At 43.9% G+C, this 16,503-nt stretch carries 16 protein-coding genes; 11 read left to right on the top strand and 5 right to left on the bottom strand.

Annotation, left to right across the window (positions count from 1 at the left end; translation table 11 throughout):
- Window positions 1-42 precede the first annotated feature (42 nt).
- Window positions 43-921 (bottom strand): protease HtpX, encoded by an 879-nt coding sequence (htpX, locus tag B4U37_RS20765; protein WP_088019828.1) that lies wholly within the window; start codon window positions 919-921, stop codon window positions 43-45.
- Between the two features lie 169 nt (window positions 922-1,090).
- Between htpX and B4U37_RS20760 the strand changes: the two genes are divergently transcribed.
- Complete coding sequence (locus B4U37_RS20760) at window positions 1,091-1,735, top strand: DUF1836 domain-containing protein (protein ID WP_148965267.1); 645 nt, start codon at window positions 1,091-1,093, stop codon at window positions 1,733-1,735.
- Between the two features lie 139 nt (window positions 1,736-1,874).
- Window positions 1,875-3,284, top strand: coding sequence for an NADP-dependent phosphogluconate dehydrogenase (gndA, locus tag B4U37_RS20755; RefSeq protein WP_088019825.1), 1,410 nt, complete (start codon window positions 1,875-1,877; stop codon window positions 3,282-3,284).
- A gap of 341 nt (window positions 3,285-3,625) precedes the next feature.
- On the opposite strand, the gene B4U37_RS20750 is transcribed toward gndA, so the two are convergent.
- Both B4U37_RS20750 and zwf read right to left on the bottom strand, forming a co-directional pair.
- Window positions 3,626-4,240 (bottom strand): cyclase family protein, encoded by a 615-nt coding sequence (locus B4U37_RS20750; RefSeq protein WP_088019824.1) that lies wholly within the window; start codon window positions 4,238-4,240, stop codon window positions 3,626-3,628.
- A 44-nt stretch (window positions 4,241-4,284) separates the two neighbouring features.
- Complete coding sequence (zwf, locus tag B4U37_RS20745) at window positions 4,285-5,763, bottom strand: glucose-6-phosphate dehydrogenase (protein WP_088019823.1); 1,479 nt, start codon at window positions 5,761-5,763, stop codon at window positions 4,285-4,287.
- Between the two features lie 353 nt (window positions 5,764-6,116).
- Here zwf and B4U37_RS20740 point away from each other — a divergent pair, with 353 nt between their 5' ends.
- From B4U37_RS20740 to B4U37_RS20705, 7 genes are all read left to right on the top strand, one after another.
- Window positions 6,117-6,788, top strand: a complete 672-nt coding sequence (locus B4U37_RS20740) for a uracil-DNA glycosylase (protein ID WP_425329166.1) — start codon at window positions 6,117-6,119, stop codon at window positions 6,786-6,788.
- A gap of 27 nt (window positions 6,789-6,815) precedes the next feature.
- On the top strand, window positions 6,816-7,619 hold the full coding sequence (locus B4U37_RS20735; RefSeq protein ID WP_088019819.1) for an ion transporter: 804 nt from the start codon (window positions 6,816-6,818) through the stop codon (window positions 7,617-7,619).
- A gap of 368 nt (window positions 7,620-7,987) precedes the next feature.
- Complete coding sequence (locus tag B4U37_RS20730) at window positions 7,988-9,682, top strand: methyl-accepting chemotaxis protein (protein ID WP_157663867.1); 1,695 nt, start codon at window positions 7,988-7,990, stop codon at window positions 9,680-9,682.
- 327 nt (window positions 9,683-10,009) lie between these two features.
- Window positions 10,010-10,531 (top strand): DUF420 domain-containing protein, encoded by a 522-nt coding sequence (locus tag B4U37_RS20720; RefSeq protein ID WP_088019814.1) that lies wholly within the window; start codon window positions 10,010-10,012, stop codon window positions 10,529-10,531.
- Between the two features lie 31 nt (window positions 10,532-10,562).
- The gene (locus B4U37_RS20715; protein ID WP_088019812.1) at window positions 10,563-10,910 is read left to right on the top strand and encodes a YwdI family protein; all 348 of its coding nucleotides are present in this window, start codon (window positions 10,563-10,565) and stop codon (window positions 10,908-10,910) included.
- A gap of 151 nt (window positions 10,911-11,061) precedes the next feature.
- Window positions 11,062-11,361: a hypothetical protein gene (locus tag B4U37_RS20710; RefSeq protein ID WP_088019810.1), complete on the top strand. Its 300-nt coding sequence runs from the start codon at window positions 11,062-11,064 to the stop codon at window positions 11,359-11,361.
- A gap of 221 nt (window positions 11,362-11,582) precedes the next feature.
- Entirely contained in the window at window positions 11,583-11,951 is a 369-nt protein-coding gene (locus B4U37_RS20705) for a DUF423 domain-containing protein (protein ID WP_088019808.1), read from the top strand.
- A gap of 135 nt (window positions 11,952-12,086) precedes the next feature.
- On the opposite strand, the gene gerQ is transcribed toward B4U37_RS20705, so the two are convergent.
- Window positions 12,087-12,629 (bottom strand): spore coat protein GerQ, encoded by a 543-nt coding sequence (gene gerQ / locus B4U37_RS20700; RefSeq protein ID WP_088019806.1) that lies wholly within the window; start codon window positions 12,627-12,629, stop codon window positions 12,087-12,089.
- 753 nt (window positions 12,630-13,382) lie between these two features.
- Complete coding sequence (gene hemQ / locus B4U37_RS20695) at window positions 13,383-14,126, bottom strand: hydrogen peroxide-dependent heme synthase (protein WP_088019805.1); 744 nt, start codon at window positions 14,124-14,126, stop codon at window positions 13,383-13,385.
- A gap of 278 nt (window positions 14,127-14,404) precedes the next feature.
- Between hemQ and pta the strand changes: the two genes are divergently transcribed.
- Together pta and lipL are read left to right on the top strand one after the other, a co-directional pair.
- On the top strand, window positions 14,405-15,379 hold the full coding sequence (gene pta, locus B4U37_RS20690; RefSeq protein ID WP_088019804.1) for a phosphate acetyltransferase: 975 nt from the start codon (window positions 14,405-14,407) through the stop codon (window positions 15,377-15,379).
- A gap of 179 nt (window positions 15,380-15,558) precedes the next feature.
- Complete coding sequence (gene lipL, locus B4U37_RS20685; protein WP_088019803.1) at window positions 15,559-16,437, top strand: octanoyl-[GcvH]:protein N-octanoyltransferase; 879 nt, start codon at window positions 15,559-15,561, stop codon at window positions 16,435-16,437.
- Window positions 16,438-16,503 lie beyond the last annotated feature (66 nt).

The raw sequence follows: 16,503 nt of genomic DNA, 5'->3' as shown, positions 1-16,503 counted from the left end.
GCAATAAAAAGAGGCAACCAACCGGCTGCCTCTTTTTATTGCTTATTTCGCTTCTAAACGACGGATACGCTCATTTAAATCAGGGTGAGTAGAGAATAAAGAACTCTTTCTCTTCCCGTTAATTTTAAGAGATGCAATCGCAGTATCTTTCTCTTCTGTCACACGGTTTGTGTAAGCCTGAAGAGAACGCAATGCATGCACCATTTTGTCTTTACCTGCAAGGTCTGCGCCTCCACGGTCAGCGTGGAACTCACGGTAACGGGAGAAGGCAAATACGACGATGCTTCCAAGAATCGAGAATGCGATTTGGAATACGATGATGGCAATGAAATGTACAATCGGTGCCATTTCTTCTTTTACAAAACGGGACGCGATGAAAGCTGCGATACGAGCCAAGAATACAACGAATGTATTCACAACACCTTGTAGTAATGTCATGGTTACCATGTCACCATTGGCGATATGGGCAACCTCATGGGCGATAACACCTTCAACAGCGGCTTCGTCCATTTCATCTAATAGACCAGAAGAAACAGCTACTAAAGAACGGTTCTTGGAAGGACCTGTAGCAAATGCGTTAACCTCTGGGGAGTAGTAAATTCCAACTTCCGGCATTTTTGTGATGCCAGCAGCACGGGACATGCGGTGAACCATTTCAACAATTTGACGCTCTTGTGAATTCATCGGACCATCTGGATCGATGACCTTCACATTCATCATTTTCTTCGCCATCCAACGGGACATCAATAAGGAAATGAAGGAACCTGTGAAACCGACAATGGCACTAAATACTAGAAGTGCTCCGAAATTTATTCCGCCATCTTCAATATAGTTTCCAGCACCAGTCACCATAAAGATGATTGAAATCGTTGTTAAAACAAGTACGTTCGTAAGGATAAAAAAGAATATACGTTTTGCCATGTTTCTCCTCCTGAATGTTTTGAGGTCTTTTGAACCTCTATCTCTCGTGTCTCTATTATAGATGGAATGGTCTAACTTTTCAACGAAAGTGTCTGACATTATTTGACGAAACCGGCTGACCATTTTACTATAAATGCAGGAATGTCGGAAGAAGAGGGTGTGTTTAGGTATGGGAAAAGAGTGGACCCGGATGGAGTTAGCGGAGTTTCTTGCTAAGATGGAACAAGGAACGCTATCTGTTGAAAAGAGGCAGGACATGCCGAAAAGTTTCCAAAATATTTCTTTTAAAAAAGAAAAAGAAGAAGTCGGTTTAACGATGTCCAATATCGTTTGGCTCGGCAATCAGCTGGAAAGCGCCCATTATACAGAGCCGGCTTTGAAAAACTGGGTCAAACGTGAAATAAAAGAATACATAGGTGCCCCTCAAGTCGGTCGGAAATATTCCGTTCAGCAGGCCGCCTTGCTTTTTATTGTCAAAGACCTTAAAGTTCTACTTGATTTTGAAGCGATCAGGAAGGTGCTTGGCTCTATTTTCAATAATCCTGTGGAGCGGGCCGATGATATCATCAGTCCTTTAAAATTTTATCAAGGATATGCTTGTTTGTATGAGCAATTGATGCAAAAGACAGATCTATTGACGGAAAGCATTATTAAGCAGGAAATCGAACAATTTTTGAGAGCAGAAGATGGATTTTCTGTAGAAGATAAAGGGAAAATTTTTGATGCCATGATGGTGGCGACGCTCGCAGTTCGAACTAATTTTTTGAAAGCTTGGGCACAACGGTATGTGATGGGGGAAAACGGAAAAGAATAAGTTTATTGCATGTAAACGCTTCACTTGTCGAAGTTAGGTTATAATAGGTTTAAAGCTTGATTTGACTGGGCTTAATATGGTATTTTCAATGCGGACTATCGCGAAATAAATTACCTTGAAGAAGGGAAGTTTTTATATTATGGCAAAGCAACAAATCGGCGTTATCGGTTTAGCGGTTATGGGAAAAAACCTGGCAATGAACATTGAGAGCAGAGGTTATTCTGTTTCCGTTTTCAACCGTTCCCCGGAAAAAACAGAAGAATTTCTTCAAGAAACAGAAGGAAGAAACTTCAAAGGTACATACAGCATTGAAGAATTCGTTCAATCACTAGAATCCCCTCGCAAAATTTTACTGATGGTAAAAGCAGGCAACCCTACGGATGCAACAATCGACTCATTAAAACCTTATCTTGATAAAGGTGACATCCTGATTGACGGAGGAAACACGCTTTACACAGATACAATCCGTCGTAACAAGGAACTTGGCGAACTTGGCTTAAACTTTATCGGGACAGGTGTTTCAGGTGGGGAAGAGGGAGCACTAAAAGGACCTTCCATCATGCCTGGTGGTCAGAGAGAAGCTTATGAACTTGTAGAAGACATCTTGAAAAGCATTTCTGCAAAAGTAGAAGGCGACGCTTGTTGCACATACATCGGTCCAGACGGTGCCGGACACTATGTGAAAATGGTGCATAACGGAATCGAGTACGGCGACATGCAACTTATTAGTGAAGCGTATTTCTTGTTGAAGAATGTACTTGGTCTTTCTGCTCAAGAGCTTCACGAAGTGTTCTCTGAGTGGAATAAAGGCGAGCTGGACAGCTACCTGATCGAAATCACAGCAGACATCTTCACAAAAGTGGACGACGAAACAGGCAAGCCACTTGTAGATGTTATCCTTGATACAGCTGGACAAAAAGGTACTGGTAAATGGACAAGCAAGAGCGCATTAGACTTGGGCGTTCCACTTCCAATTATCACAGAATCTGTATTCGCACGTTTCATCTCTGCGATGAAAGAAGAGCGCGTAAAAGCAAGCGGAATTCTTCGCGGACCAGATGCGGTTGGCTTTACGGGAGACAAAGAAGCATTCATCGAGAGCGTGCGGAAAGCACTTTATATGAGCAAAATCTGCTCTTACGCTCAAGGATTTGCACAATTGCGTGCAGCATCTGAAGAGTACGGTTGGGATCTGAAATACGGCGAGATCGCCATGATTTTCCGCGGCGGTTGCATCATCCGTGCCCAATTCTTGCAAAAAATTAAAGAAGCATACGACCGTGAAGCTGGTCTTGCAAACCTATTGCTTGACCCATACTTCAAAGAAATCGTGGAAAGCTACCAAGGCGGCCTTCGCGAAATCCTTGGCGTTGCGATCCAGCACGGCGTACCTGTACCATCATTCTCAAGCGCATTAGCTTACTATGACAGCTACCGTTCTGAGACGTTGCCTGCAAACTTGATCCAAGCGCAGCGCGACTACTTCGGTGCTCATACGTATCAACGTGTGGACAAGGAAGGGATCTTCCATACGGAGTGGATGAAGTAAGATATAGATGAAATTTGGACCAATCTATGGTTGTCGCTTAGTGCGGGGGCTGTGGGTTGGTTTTTTTGTATGGTGGGGGAGTCGTGGGAGTGTAGTTTCCTAATTTAACCAGCAATTCTTGATATATTTGTTTTTTTCTCGATATCCACCCGTTTTTTCTTGATATATCTCAAAAATTCTTGATATATCCCGAAATTTCTCGATATAATCCCATAATTATTGATATCCCGAAAATAGTCCCCTGTTCACATGGCATGCACACCCCAAATCCCCCCAAATCCACACAAAAAACCACCCTGCCCCCAAATTCCCCGGGACAGAGTGGCCAATCTACTCAAATCTTACTTCATATCCATCAATACTATACGTGCTGGTGATGCATCCACACCGCTTAGCTTCAATGGCGCTGCACACATGATGTACTCGCCTTCTGCGATATCCTTCAAACGTAAGCCTTCAATGATGATTACACCATTTGCGAAAAGCGTTTTATGTGTCGGGTGGCCTTCTTGGCTGCGCTCGATGCCTAGTGCATCGACACCAACGCCGCTTACGCCGATTTCAGCCAAGTATGCCGCAGCGTCTTCCGCTACAAACACAAAGTCAAAGTTGAACTCTTCATCAAAAGAGTTTTTCGTTTTAAATAACAGGAAATCGTCCTTTTGAATGTTGAGTCCTTCAATATCCTTCACCGTAATGCGGTCCTCAACGCCAGTCAAGTCAACCACTTTACAAGGACCAACAAGCTTGTCCAATGGCAAGGTTTCAATTGTCTCTCCATCTACCACCATGTGAAGCGGGGCATCCACGTGTGTTCCTGTGTGGACGTCCAGCTCCAGGCGGGTTTCGGTTACATAACCGTTTGTGTTGGTCGTTTGTGTTGGTTGCTTTTCCGGTTTGTTTTTATATACTGGCATTCCCGTGTAAATCGGGGATGATACATCGTAAACTTTCATGTGTTAAAGTCTCCCTTCTATTTTCAAGCACCGTGTTCAAGTACTTACAATGGCCACCAGTGGAAGCCGTCTTTTTCCAATAATCCGTCTGCCTGCTTTGGACCCATGGAACCTGATTCGTAGTTAGGGAAGTCGAATGCTCTCGTGTTTTCCCACGCTTTGGAAATCTCATCGATAAAGCTCCAAGAAAGAGCCACTTCATCCCAGTGAGTGAAGTTCGTCATATCGCCGCGCATCGCATCATAAATCAAACGCTCATAAGCTTCAGGCGTGTTAATTCCATCGATGCAGTTGTTCGTGTAATCAAGTTTGATAGGAGTCGTTGTTACATCCTTACCCGATTTTTTCGCATTTAAATGCAAGGTGATGCCTTCTTCCGGTTGAATGTTGATGACAAGAAGGTTAGGATCGACCTTTTCCCCGCGATTATAATATAAATTCATCGGAATATCCTTGAATTGGACGATAATCTTCGTGGACTTTTCACTCATTCTTTTTCCGGTTCGGATATAGATCGGAACACCTGCCCAGCGGAAATTATCAATCAACAGTTTCCCTGCCACATATGTTTCCGTATTGGAGTTAGGGTCCACCGAATTTCCCTCACGATAGCCTTGTACCTGGTCACCGTCGACAAAGCCGGCGCCGTATTGACCGCGTACAAAATAGTCCTCGACATCATCTTGCTCAATCTTTCTCATCGCACGAAGCACTTTCACTTTTTCACTGCGAATCTCTTCTGGATTCAGCTTGATTGGCGGCTCCATCGCAAGAAGCGCGACCATCTGAAGCATATGGTTTTGCACCATGTCTCGCAAGGCACCAGAGTTCTCGTAGTAACGCCCGCGGTCCTCGACTCCAAGCACTTCACTAGAGGTGATTTGGATGTTGGAGATGTAGCGGTTGTTCCAGAGCGGTTCGAAAAGAGCGTTGGCAAAACGGATTACTTCAATATTTTGGACCATTTCTTTTCCAAGATAATGATCAATACGATAGATTTCAGATTCATCGAATGCTTGACGAATTTCAGCATTCAAATCTTTTGCAGATGGAAGATTGTGTCCGAACGGTTTTTCAATAACAAGACGTTTCCAGCCATCCGTTTCTGTCAATCCCTCTGACTTCAGGTTCGTCGCAATCGTGCCGAAGAACTCAGGAGCCATGGCAAGATAGAAAATTCGATTACCATTCGTTTCATAGTCAGAATCCAGGTCACCCAATAAACCTTTTAGTTGTTGATAGGATTCGCTACTTGTCACATCAAATGGATGGTAGTAAAAGTGAGAGCTGAATTCCTCTACATTTCCGTCGCCATTTGCCACGCTGCTGACAGATTTAGACACATTAGAACGGAACTCCTCATTTGTGAGCGGACGTCTTGCAACGCCGACAACAGCAAAGTTTTTAGAGATGCTACCATTTTTATAAAGACGATAGATGGAAGGATACAGCTTTCGTTTTGCTAGATCTCCCGTTGCACCAAAAATGACAATTAAAGATGTCGGATTTTCTTTTTTACTCACCTTAAGAACCTCGCTTTATGTACTATTCTTCAAAATATGTGTTATAACATTACCGTTAATTAGGCTGATTAATTATGTAAAAAAGTAACAATTTCAAAAATAAGTATGAAACATTGAAAAAATAATCTACCCAAGTATTTTATTTTATCTGTTACTGGGAAGGATTTCAATGTTTATTAAGCCTTATTTACTTATCAAACACTATATCACATCTGAAGTGATTTCTCAGAATGATAGGCCTCGTCTTAGTATGAAAAAATAAGGGCAAAACCATTCATACGGAATACTCCGGAGACCAATAAATTCATCTATATGATAAAGTAAGAAAGACAGAAATGAACGGAGGTAAAGCAGTGGAAAATGTAAGTGGAACGTGGAAAGCTTTGCTGGAAAAAGAGGCGTCCCAAAAGTATTTTAAGGATCTGATGGATTTTCTAGAAAAGGAATATGCCAACAAAACCGTCTACCCAGAGAAGAAAGCTGTCTTCTCAGCATTTCAAGCAACAAGATTTGAAGATGTAAAAGTTGTCATTCTTGGGCAAGACCCCTACCACGGAAAAGGACAGGCGCACGGCATGAGTTTTTCTGTCCAAAAAGGGGTGCGTGTCCCCCCTTCACTAAAAAATATTTACCGTGAACTTTATGAGGACCAAGGTTTGGAGCCTGTAAACCATGGGTTTTTAATGGAGTGGGCAGAGCAAGGTGTGTTATTATTAAATACGGTTTTAACAGTGAGAGAAAGCAATCCGAATTCTCACAAAGGGAAGGGCTGGGAGCTTTTTACCGATGAAGTTATCAGAGCGTTAAACGAGCGACAAAAACCAGTCATTTTCATCCTTTGGGGAAAACATGCGGAACAAAAGGAAGCACTGATCACGAATGAGCAACATTTTATCCTGAAAAGCCCGCACCCGAGCCCTTTTTCTGCGCGAAAAGGATTTTTTGGCAGCAGGCCTTTTACAAAGGTGAATGCCATCTTAGAGGAGATTGGTGAAGAAGCGATCGATTGGCGGTTAACACCTTAAAATAGAATAGAATGAGGAAGTGCACGAATGCAAAATTTTAAAAAAACGATACAACAAATAGTAGGACACCGCTTTTTTATGAATACGGTCATGTTTGTCATCCTTTTGAATGCGATCTTAATTGGGTTGGAGACATATCCTGATCTAAGAGCGGAATATGCAGGGCTTATTCATGGTTTTGAAGTGTTTTTCTTATGGTTTTTTACAATTGAAATTATCTTAAGAATGCTCGCAGAGAAGAAACTTCACCATTTCTTTAAAAGCAGATGGAATGTTTTTGACTTTGTGATTGTCGCAGGGGTCCTTTTCTTTAGCGGTACTTATTTTATATCGGCTATCCGGATCTTACGTGTGCTAAGGGTGCTGCGCGCCATTACGGTCGTTCCGTCCTTGAACCGCCTTGTGACCGCTTTTCTAAAAACAATCCCGTCCCTTGGGACCATCATGCTGCTTTTATCTCTTGTCTTCTACGTTTACGCGGTATTGGGAGTCCTGCTTTATGGAGACATTTCACCGGAATATTTTGGATCGCTGCATTTAGCACTTGTAACACTGTTCCAAGTCATCACATTGGAGTCGTGGGCAAGCGGCGTTTTCCGGCCCATTTTCGCAGAGAGCCCACTTTCTTGGGTCTATTTCGTTTCCTTCATTTTGGTTGGAACGTTTATCGTCTTGAACCTGATTGTCGGGGAGATCTTGAACAATATCCAGGAAGCAAAGGAAGAAGAATTGAAGGAAGAAAAAATAGAAGTCAGCAAGAAAGAGTTGGCGAAAATTACGAATGAGATTGCAGAGCTGAAGCAACTTTTACTAAACAAAGAAAAGATGTAAGTTGAAGGACGCGCAGGAGTGTTAGTACTCTCTTGGCGTCCTTTTTTAAAAGAGAAAGTATATATTACCGTTGATTTCCGTTCCAGGCGCTTCGCTTGCCTGCAGGCGGTCCGTGAGCCTCCTCACAACGCTTCAGGGGTCTCACCTGTCCCTTCCTCCCGCGGGCGTCTGCGCGCCTTCCACTCCAATCAACAAGGAAATATCATTCACCTTTTATAAAAAGAGAAAATTATTTCGAAATGATGCTAAAGACCCAGCTGCTATCTGCCGAAAATATATAAAAGAGAGAAAACAATTATGGCATTTTGTGCAAACGGTTTCATATTTATGGATGAGTATATTGCGGGGGGAGAAGAAAAGTGGGGAGTATGAGAAAGAGACTTTTAGTTTTGATTTTATTAATAGGGAGTATTGGCCTTGCAGCATCTCTTGTTATTTGGGTGAACAGCATGCAGGTGCAAAAAGGGGTCAATGAGTTAGACGAGATTACGAAGATCAATGAAAGTTATTTTGAGCTGGTTCAATCCTATCAAAGTACGTTGGCAGATATGTATTTCGTCGTATCAAGCGGGTATTCCAAATCACATGTTCAAAAAATCGAAGAAAATTTAACGAAAACTGAAAAGAGGCTGCAAGATTTCGAGCCTTATTTTGTGGAATATGAGGAATTTGGTCAACTAAAACAGTATTTTGTTGTTTCACATGAAACATTGTCAAAACAATTCGACATCATTAGCGATGTTTCGAACGCTGCCAACATGGATCGTGTTCGTATTACAACATCTGAAGACCTTGCGAAAGCACGAAATCAAATAGAACGTGCAAATGATAGTGGCATGCAGTTTTTACAGGCATTTAATGATGAAAACAGACAGGTCATTCAGGACAAAGTAGTATCCACGGAAAGCTGGACCTTGGTGACATTGGCGATTCTTGTATTGGTTCCAATTCTAACCCTTCTCTCGTTCAGAAAGGCATTCAACAAAGGAGTCAACCAGGTTCTTGGTCGCGTGAATGCTTACCGGGAAGGGAACTTCTTATATGAAGCAGAGCATGCTTCTTTTAGAAAAGATGAGTTTGGACAGATCGAGGCGTCTCTCACCACCATGGGACAAAATATTGAGCAACTTATGCAAGGAAGCCTCGGGGCAAATCAACGCCTGCAGCTTGTTATGAAAGAGCTCTTGGTGGCAGCAGAACAAAATTTAGCGGAATCTGCCGGAATCAAACAGCGGTCGGAACAAGTAACCGAAAAAGTGTCCATGCAATATGAAGGGACGGCTGCCATTTCTGCAGTTACCGAGCAGGCTTCTGCCAGCACGCAAGAGATATACAGCATTGTCGATGAAATGAAACGAAACCTCGAAGGAATGGAGAAGCTTTCGAAAAAAGGGGCGCAATCGTTGCAGCAATTGGTGGCTGACATGCACCAATCTTCCAAGGAGACGGAAACTATTGTAGATCGATTTACCAAAATAAAAGTAGATATTGATGAGGCGAACAGTTTCCTCAAAGGCATCACGGAAATTACCACCCAGACGAACTTGCTTGCCCTTAATGCCTCAATTGAAGCGGCACGGGCAGGGGAGGCTGGCAAAGGATTTGCGGTTGTGGCAGATGAAATCAGAAAATTATCCGGCCAGACAGATCTCTTTTCCAAACAAATTAACGGCATCACGGGCCGCATTCAGGAAGATACTAACGAAGTACTGAAAGAATTCCAACTTTTCAAAGAAACGATCGAGCAAACTAATGAAAAAAATGAAGCTTCCGCGAAGTTGTTCCAGGAAATCGCCACGAATAGCGGGGCATTGCTTGAACAGGGAACTCATATCACGGTGACGATGGAAGAAATCAGTCAGGGAGTAAATGAGATTGTCCATTCTGTAAACGACTTGGTTGCATCTTCATCGGAATTGACGGAGGAGATGGGAGAAGTCGTCAAGGCTGCAGATCACCAAGTGGACCTTTCCAATAACATGAGGCGCACCGTTGATACAGTAAAAGAGACCGCCGAAGATTTAGCATCCAACATTGCATCCATAAACATGAATAAATCGTGAACATGAAGCCTGTGGAGGTATTTCTCCGCAGGTTTTATATTTGATGGGAAGTTGGAAGATGGTAGAATGAAGGATGGACAAGAAGGATTCGAAGGAAAAGGGTGGGGAGCATGGCCAAACGGATTAATTGCTTAAAATGCAAGCATTACTATGTCACTTGGGATGCCAAGTTCCCAAAAGGATGCCGGGCTTTCGGGTTTAAAACGAATCAGTTGCCCTCTGTTGCCGTGCTGCGCTCTTCCGGAAGTCCTTGTTTAAAGTTCGAAGCAAAAGATTCACCAATAAAACCGGGTCAGAACGGGTATTATGTGTAAAAGGAGCTCAACAATGAAAAAAATAAATTATCTTCCATGGATCATCGGGATTTCAATTGCGGTAAATGCACTGGTTGTGGTGCTGTTTTTCCTTCCTCAGTATGAAGGTTTGGCGCATGTCGACTTAACGTTTTTACCGATGATGAACGCAATTTTCAACAGTTTTACATTTGTCTTTTTAGTGTGTGCCTTAATTGCCATTAAGAAGAAAAATATAACGGTCCATCGCCGCTTCATTCTGGCTGCCTTTTCATCCACCACCTTGTTTTTGGTTACATATGTGACCTATCATTCCTTAACAGAATCGACTCCATTTGGGGGAGAAGGAATCATCCGGTCCATCTATTTCTTTATTTTACTCACACACATTGTGTTGGCCGTCGTGATTGTGCCTTTGGCCTTGTATTCCTTGGCAACGGGCTTAAGCATGCATAAGGAACGTCACAGGAAAATTGCGCGCTGGACGATGCCGTTATGGTTATATGTCAGCCTGACGGGTGTTATCGTGTACTTGATGATTTCGCCGTATTACTAGGATCTATTGATTTCTTAAGGAGGGAAGAAGGATGAGCATCACAATCGATAAGGTTCTTGCGCGCTTAGAGTCGGAATTGGAGCGTGCCATAGACACCGGAAATGTGCAAAAAAAGCGAGAGCACCTTGCAGCGATAAAATCACTCTGTGAGCTGGCATTGGAGACGGATTCGGAAGGGGATGGGTTTACTGTGCCGAGGGCGGCATCCTCCCAACCAGCTGCGGCTTCAACGGCCCGCAGCATCCAAAGGGCGCCCGTATCATTCGAACAAGCGGCACCCATCTACACGCCGCCAACCCAACCACCAACCATCACAAATGTACCATCCAAACCAATCAAAGAAGAAGACGCGAATGGGGACTCTTTGTTTGATTTTTAAGAATAGGGGTCAGACCCCTCTTTAACTATTTAAAGGGTTAAAGAGGGGTTTTTGTTGTCCTTTTAGGGTTTCTCCCCACAACTTACCATACTAAAAACGGCGATGTAACTTAAAACTATAAACACCCCAGTAAGTAATGGAGGTGTTTTACATGCCTGGTGGTACAGACGGATCGATGTATGGTTTAATGGCGGCGTACGTAAGCACTAATTACGACACGTCGACAAAACTTTCCCACGATCGTTACGAAGTGTATGTAAATGGTGACTTTGTTGGGCAGAAAAATCTGCTCTCCACTAGAGAAGACGTCACAAGTGTCAATGAATTCTTGCATTCACATGGATATAATGACTTTTTGTCTAACATAGATGGTGATCATTATCATATACAAACGGAAAAGAAAGAACGGGAGCTCAAACAGGCTCTCCAAATTTATCTTCATTCTAGATAATTTAGAGGAAATGCTCTTACTGCTTTGGTTGATGAAGCGGTGGGAGCGTTTTTTATTTTTATGATTGGAGGGAGTAAGTGAACATTATGTGTACTTGCAAGAGTTCTTATAGGTATTTAACGTGAGCGCTTAGGTATCCCACTTGGTCCGGGGAAGCTAATACTATATAATTCATTATATTGAAGAACTATAACAGATCTTTTGAAAGGCGGAAAACTGACATGAATTTATTTATCATCCTTGCAGCAATAAACGCATTTTTAGCAGTGGCTCTCGGGGCATTTGGAGCCCACGGACTTGAAGGAAAAGTATCCGAGAGAATGATTGAAATTTGGAAAACCGGTGTTACTTATCAAATGTTCCATGCAGGTGGACTTTTTGTAGTCGCGTTGCTTATGGAACGCTTTGGCAGCACAGGCTTATTGAACGGAGCAGGCTGGTCCTTCCTCATCGGAATCATCCTATTCTCCGGAAGCCTGTACATCCTGACCCTCTCCGGCATCAAAGTACTCGGAGCCATCACCCCACTAGGCGGCGTAGCCTTCCTTATCGGCTGGGTGCTCATCATTGTGGCGGCGGTGAAAGGGTAAGAAGAACTAGGTCGTTGCGGTGAAGTTATAAAGAGATAAAGAGGGGTCTGACCCGCTGTGCGTTAATGCGTTAACACACAACATCGTCAGCCCCTCTTTTTTATTTGTTCTAAAGCTTTTTCCTTATGGTGCTTTTTATCTTGGTTGGAATTGGCTGAGGCCTTGGCCGCCGCTGTTGAATGGGTATTCGTAGTCGAGTTCTTCGTCGAATGTGATGTAGTCCAGGTAAACCATCAGGAGCAGATAGCGCTTGCCGGTTTGCGGGTCACTCAGGATGATGTGATCGCGTCCTGCTGCTTCGATGATCCCTTTAAATATTTTAGCATTCCATTCCCGGTTGTTCTCAAATGTCATGTACACAGTTGCCAGTTTACCGCGATTTAAGCGAAGAATATTTTCAATATAGGATTGCTCTAGCGGAAGCATGCCTGGAACATCCTGCCCACCTTGCTGGCCGCCAGATTGGAATTGAGTTGGATAAGATGGTATGCCTGATTGCTGCCCTGCAACTTGCTGTTGCTGAGGTTGTTGCTGTTGCATTTGCTGCATCGGGAAACCTCCACCTCCACCGCCGCCATACCACTGCTGCCCGTAGTTTCTGTAATAGGATGAGTAAGGATCTGCTCCATACCCCGCAGAAAAAGGGGCACCTGCTGCCTGAGAAAACTGTTGATTCATCTGTCATTCCCTCCTCAAAAAACTTTTATCTGCTTCGTTGTGAGAAATAACTCCCATCTTCATGCCTCAAACCCACTTCGCTTAGGCTGAAAAGGGGTGCTAAAGTTCAAATGATTAAAATGATTAAGTCGCACTACTTGATTGTATGAAAATTGAAGAGGGAATATGACAGGGTGGAAGGGGAGACTGGATAAGGAAGTTAAAGTCCGAAATAGTTGCATTCGAAGGTAACAAGGAAGGCGTCTCAAAGCCCGAAGCCCCGAAAAACAATGGCGTTCGGTAACAGAGAAGGCGTCTCAAGGCCCGAAGCCCCGAAAAACAATGGCGTTCGGTAACAGAGAGAACGTCTCAAAGCCCGAAGCCCCGAAAAACAATGGCGTTCGGTAACAGAGAGGGCGTCTCAAAGCCCGAAGCCCCGAAAAACAATGGCGTTCGGTAACAGAGAAGGCGTCTTAAGGCCTGAACCCCCGAAAACAATGGCGTTCGGTAACAGAGAAGGCGTCTCAAGGCCCGAAGCCCCGAAAAACAATGGTGTTCGGTAACAGAGAAGGCGTCTCAAAGCCCGAAGCCCCGAAAAACAATGGTGTTCGGTAACAGAGAAGGCGTCTCAAGGCCCGAAGCCCCGAAAAACAATGGTGTTCGGTAACAGAGAAGAGGGCAAGTCGTTTCAAATCCGAAACACAATAAAAAACGCCAAGCCACCAAACTGGAAAACCAGCCGGGCGACTTGACGTCAACAACCCAATCTTTATTTTACACGTGCAAGAAAGAATAAACACGATCTTCTTTTAACAGGTTTCCTACATAGAACGCACCGAACTCACCAAAACGTGCACTTACTTCGTCAAAGCGCATTTCATATACAAGCTTCTTGAACTGAAGTGCTTCGTCCGCAAACAATGTTACGCCCCACTCGTAATCGTCGAAACCGACAGAACCAGTGATGACCTGTTTTACTTTTCCCGCATACTGACGGCCAATCATGCCGTGGCTGCGCATCATGCGGCGACGGTCTTCCATCGGCAGCATGTACCAGTTGTCTTCCCCGTTACGGCGCTTGTCCATCGGGTAGAAGCAGACATGCTTTGCTTTTGGCAATTCTGGGTATAGTCTAGCAAGGATTTGCGGATTTTGATACGGATCTTCGCCTTCTGGTAAGTAGTTGCTAAGCTCTACAATCGACACGTAAGAATGTACTGGGACTGTGTATTGAGCCAGTGTTGTTTTATTAAATTCGTTTTCGATTTCATTTAATTCTTCTAACGTCGGACGAAGAAGCATCATCATGAAGTCCGCTTTTTGCCCCACGATGGAGTACAATGCGTGACTTCCGTTCTTTTCTAACTGAACCGTGTTCCATTTCTCCACAAGTCCAAGAAATTCATTAATAGCCGTTTGGCGTTCTTCGCTAGAAAGCGTCTTCCAAAGGGCCCAATCTACCGTACGAAAATCATGGAGGCAATACCAGCCGTCCAATGTTTGAGCTGCTTCACTCATTACAATCACTCCTTAAAAAGATTGAGTATGTATCCTTCCTAACTATATCACAGTTTTGCCATGACTTCCTGTAAGTAAAACTGTGAAATTGTGAAAGCTTCATGAATAGGAAAGGGCAGCACAGATACAATAGTAGGGCATAGATGGAGGGCTTTTTTTAGAAAATAAAGACTTTTTTCTGTAAGCGATAACAATAAAAGGTATCGGTTGCTTTTCCATATTGAAGGAGTATCCTAAACAATAGAAGCGAAAATAAAGCGGATTAAGGAGTGACCTTTGTGAGCGATTTATTTCAAACATTAAAAGACAAAGTAGCAGGAAAAGATATTAAAATTGTATTTCCAGAAGGCAATGACGAGCGTGTGTTAACGGCCGTTGCACGTTTGGCTGCAGAAAATATGGTGAAGCCAATTGTGGTTGGAGATTTGGACGAGATCAACGGACTTGCTTCCGAGTTGAAATTAACATTGGACGGCGTAGAAATTTACGATCCGAAGTCATACGAAAACATGGACGAGCTTGTCGCTTCTTTCGTGGAACGTCGTAAAGGTAAAGCGACAGAAGAGGATGCGCGCAAGATTTTGTTGAACCCGAACTACTTTGGCACGATGCTTGTACACGTGGACCGTGCGCAAGGGCTTGTAAGTGGAGCGGCACATTCCACGGCTGACACTGTGCGTCCGGCACTGCAAATCATTAAAACCAAAGAAGGTGTACGTAAAACTTCTGGTGTCTTCATCATGGTACGTAACGATGAGAAGTATGTGTTCGCGGACTGCGCAATCAACATTTCACCAGACAGCAACGACCTTGCAGAAATCGCAGTGGAAAGTGCAGCAACAGCGAACATGTTCGGAATCGAACCGAAAGTGGCAATGCTAAGCTTTTCTACAAAAGGATCTGCAAAATCACCAGAAACAGAGCGTGTGGTAGAAGCGGCGCGCATTGCTTCAGAACGTGCTCCAGATCTTGTAGTGGATGGAGAGTTCCAATTTGATGCTGCATTCGTACCATCTGTTGCGGAAAAGAAAGCACCAGGTTCAAAAATTCAAGGGGACGCAAACGTATTTGTATTCCCTAGCCTAGAAGCTGGAAACATCGGCTACAAAATTGCCCAACGCCTAGGAAACTTCGAAGCAGTAGGCCCAATCCTACAAGGCCTCAACAAGCCAGTAAACGACCTATCCCGCGGCTGCAGCGTAGAAGACGTCTACAAACTAGCGCTCATCACAGCAGGCCAAGCAGATAACTAAAAATAAAAAGTTAGATAAGAAGAGGTATGTGCAAATTAAAAGCACATACCTCTTTTAAGTATTCGACGGAGAGAGGGAAAACCCTTTGGGGGTCTGACCCCCAAAGGGTATTTTTTTCTCTAAAACCATGTAGTATAATGCAAAGGAACCTATAAGTACGGTAGTTAAGAGGAGCATTAATGATTATGGCAGAACCAACAGAACCAACATCAATTGACACGTCTGCGTTGCGGTTGTTGAAGCAGCCGAGTTGGCGTATTATAGATCAGTCTTCTTTAGGTCCGAATTTTCATGCGTTGCAATCATTTGCGATGGATGATACGTTATGCACCGCTATTGGCAAAGGAGAGAGCGGGGCGACATGTCGGACGTGGGTGCACCATAACACGGTCGTGTTGGGCATTCAGGATACCCGTCTTCCGCACTTACAAGCAGGAATTGATTATTTGAACAGTCAAGGTTATGAAGTAATCGTCAGGAACTCGGGTGGACTTGCAGTCGTCCTGGACCAAGGTGTCCTGAACATTTCCCTTGTTTTTCCGGAAGGGGAGAAGGCAATCGATATCAATCGTGGGTATGATGCAATGTGGGAGCTCACAAAGCATATGTTCCGCGATATGCCTTACCACATGGAGGCGAAGGAAATTGTCGGTTCCTATTGCCCTGGCAGTTATGACCTCAGCATTGAAGATAAAAAGTTTGCTGGCATCTCTCAGCGCCGTATCCGCGGAGGAGTGGCTGTCCAAATTTACTTATGCATCGACGGAAGTGGATCTGAGCGGGCAGAGATGATTGGAGAGTTCTACAAACGCTCCCTTCGAGATGAAACGACCAAGTTCGCTTTTCCGACCATTGTGCCAAACGTGATGGCGTCCCTTACAGAGCTCACTGGTCAGAACCTAACAGTGCAAGATGTGATGCTGCGCCTTTTGACCTCACTGAAAGAAATAAGCGGCACCATCTTCGCCAACACCCTGCAAGGCCATGAACTGGACTTGTACGAACAATACTACGCAAGAATCGTAGAACGAAACGAAAAAGTTCTCGGAGAAAAATAAAAAGAGGGCCTGCCCACTCTTTAATGCATTAACGTAAGTGGGGTCAGACCCATCTTCAATGCTTTA

The organism is Sutcliffiella horikoshii, assembly GCF_002157855.1.
Taxonomy (GTDB): Bacteria; Bacillota; Bacilli; order Bacillales; family Bacillaceae_I; genus Sutcliffiella_A; species Sutcliffiella_A horikoshii_C.
This window is presented reverse-complemented; position numbering and strand designations above follow the sequence as displayed.

Coding starts and splice junctions, on each gene's coding strand:
- htpX (WP_088019828.1), bottom strand. CDS start 921: ATGGCAAAACGTATATTCTTTTTTATCCTTACGAACGTACTTGTTTTA.
- B4U37_RS20760 (WP_148965267.1), top strand. CDS start 1,091: ATGGGAAAAGAGTGGACCCGGATGGAGTTAGCGGAGTTTCTTGCTAAG.
- gndA (WP_088019825.1), top strand. CDS start 1,875: ATGGCAAAGCAACAAATCGGCGTTATCGGTTTAGCGGTTATGGGAAAA.
- B4U37_RS20750 (WP_088019824.1), bottom strand. CDS start 4,240: ATGAAAGTTTACGATGTATCATCCCCGATTTACACGGGAATGCCAGTA.
- B4U37_RS20735 (WP_088019819.1), top strand. CDS start 6,816: ATGCAAAATTTTAAAAAAACGATACAACAAATAGTAGGACACCGCTTT.
- B4U37_RS20730 (WP_157663867.1), top strand. CDS start 7,988: ATGAGAAAGAGACTTTTAGTTTTGATTTTATTAATAGGGAGTATTGGC.
- B4U37_RS20720 (WP_088019814.1), top strand. CDS start 10,010: ATGAAAAAAATAAATTATCTTCCATGGATCATCGGGATTTCAATTGCG.
- B4U37_RS20715 (WP_088019812.1), top strand. CDS start 10,563: ATGAGCATCACAATCGATAAGGTTCTTGCGCGCTTAGAGTCGGAATTG.
- B4U37_RS20710 (WP_088019810.1), top strand. CDS start 11,062: ATGCCTGGTGGTACAGACGGATCGATGTATGGTTTAATGGCGGCGTAC.
- B4U37_RS20705 (WP_088019808.1), top strand. CDS start 11,583: ATGAATTTATTTATCATCCTTGCAGCAATAAACGCATTTTTAGCAGTG.
- gerQ (WP_088019806.1), bottom strand. CDS start 12,629: ATGAATCAACAGTTTTCTCAGGCAGCAGGTGCCCCTTTTTCTGCGGGG.
- hemQ (WP_088019805.1), bottom strand. CDS start 14,126: ATGAGTGAAGCAGCTCAAACATTGGACGGCTGGTATTGCCTCCATGAT.
- lipL (WP_088019803.1), top strand. CDS start 15,559: ATGATTATGGCAGAACCAACAGAACCAACATCAATTGACACGTCTGCG.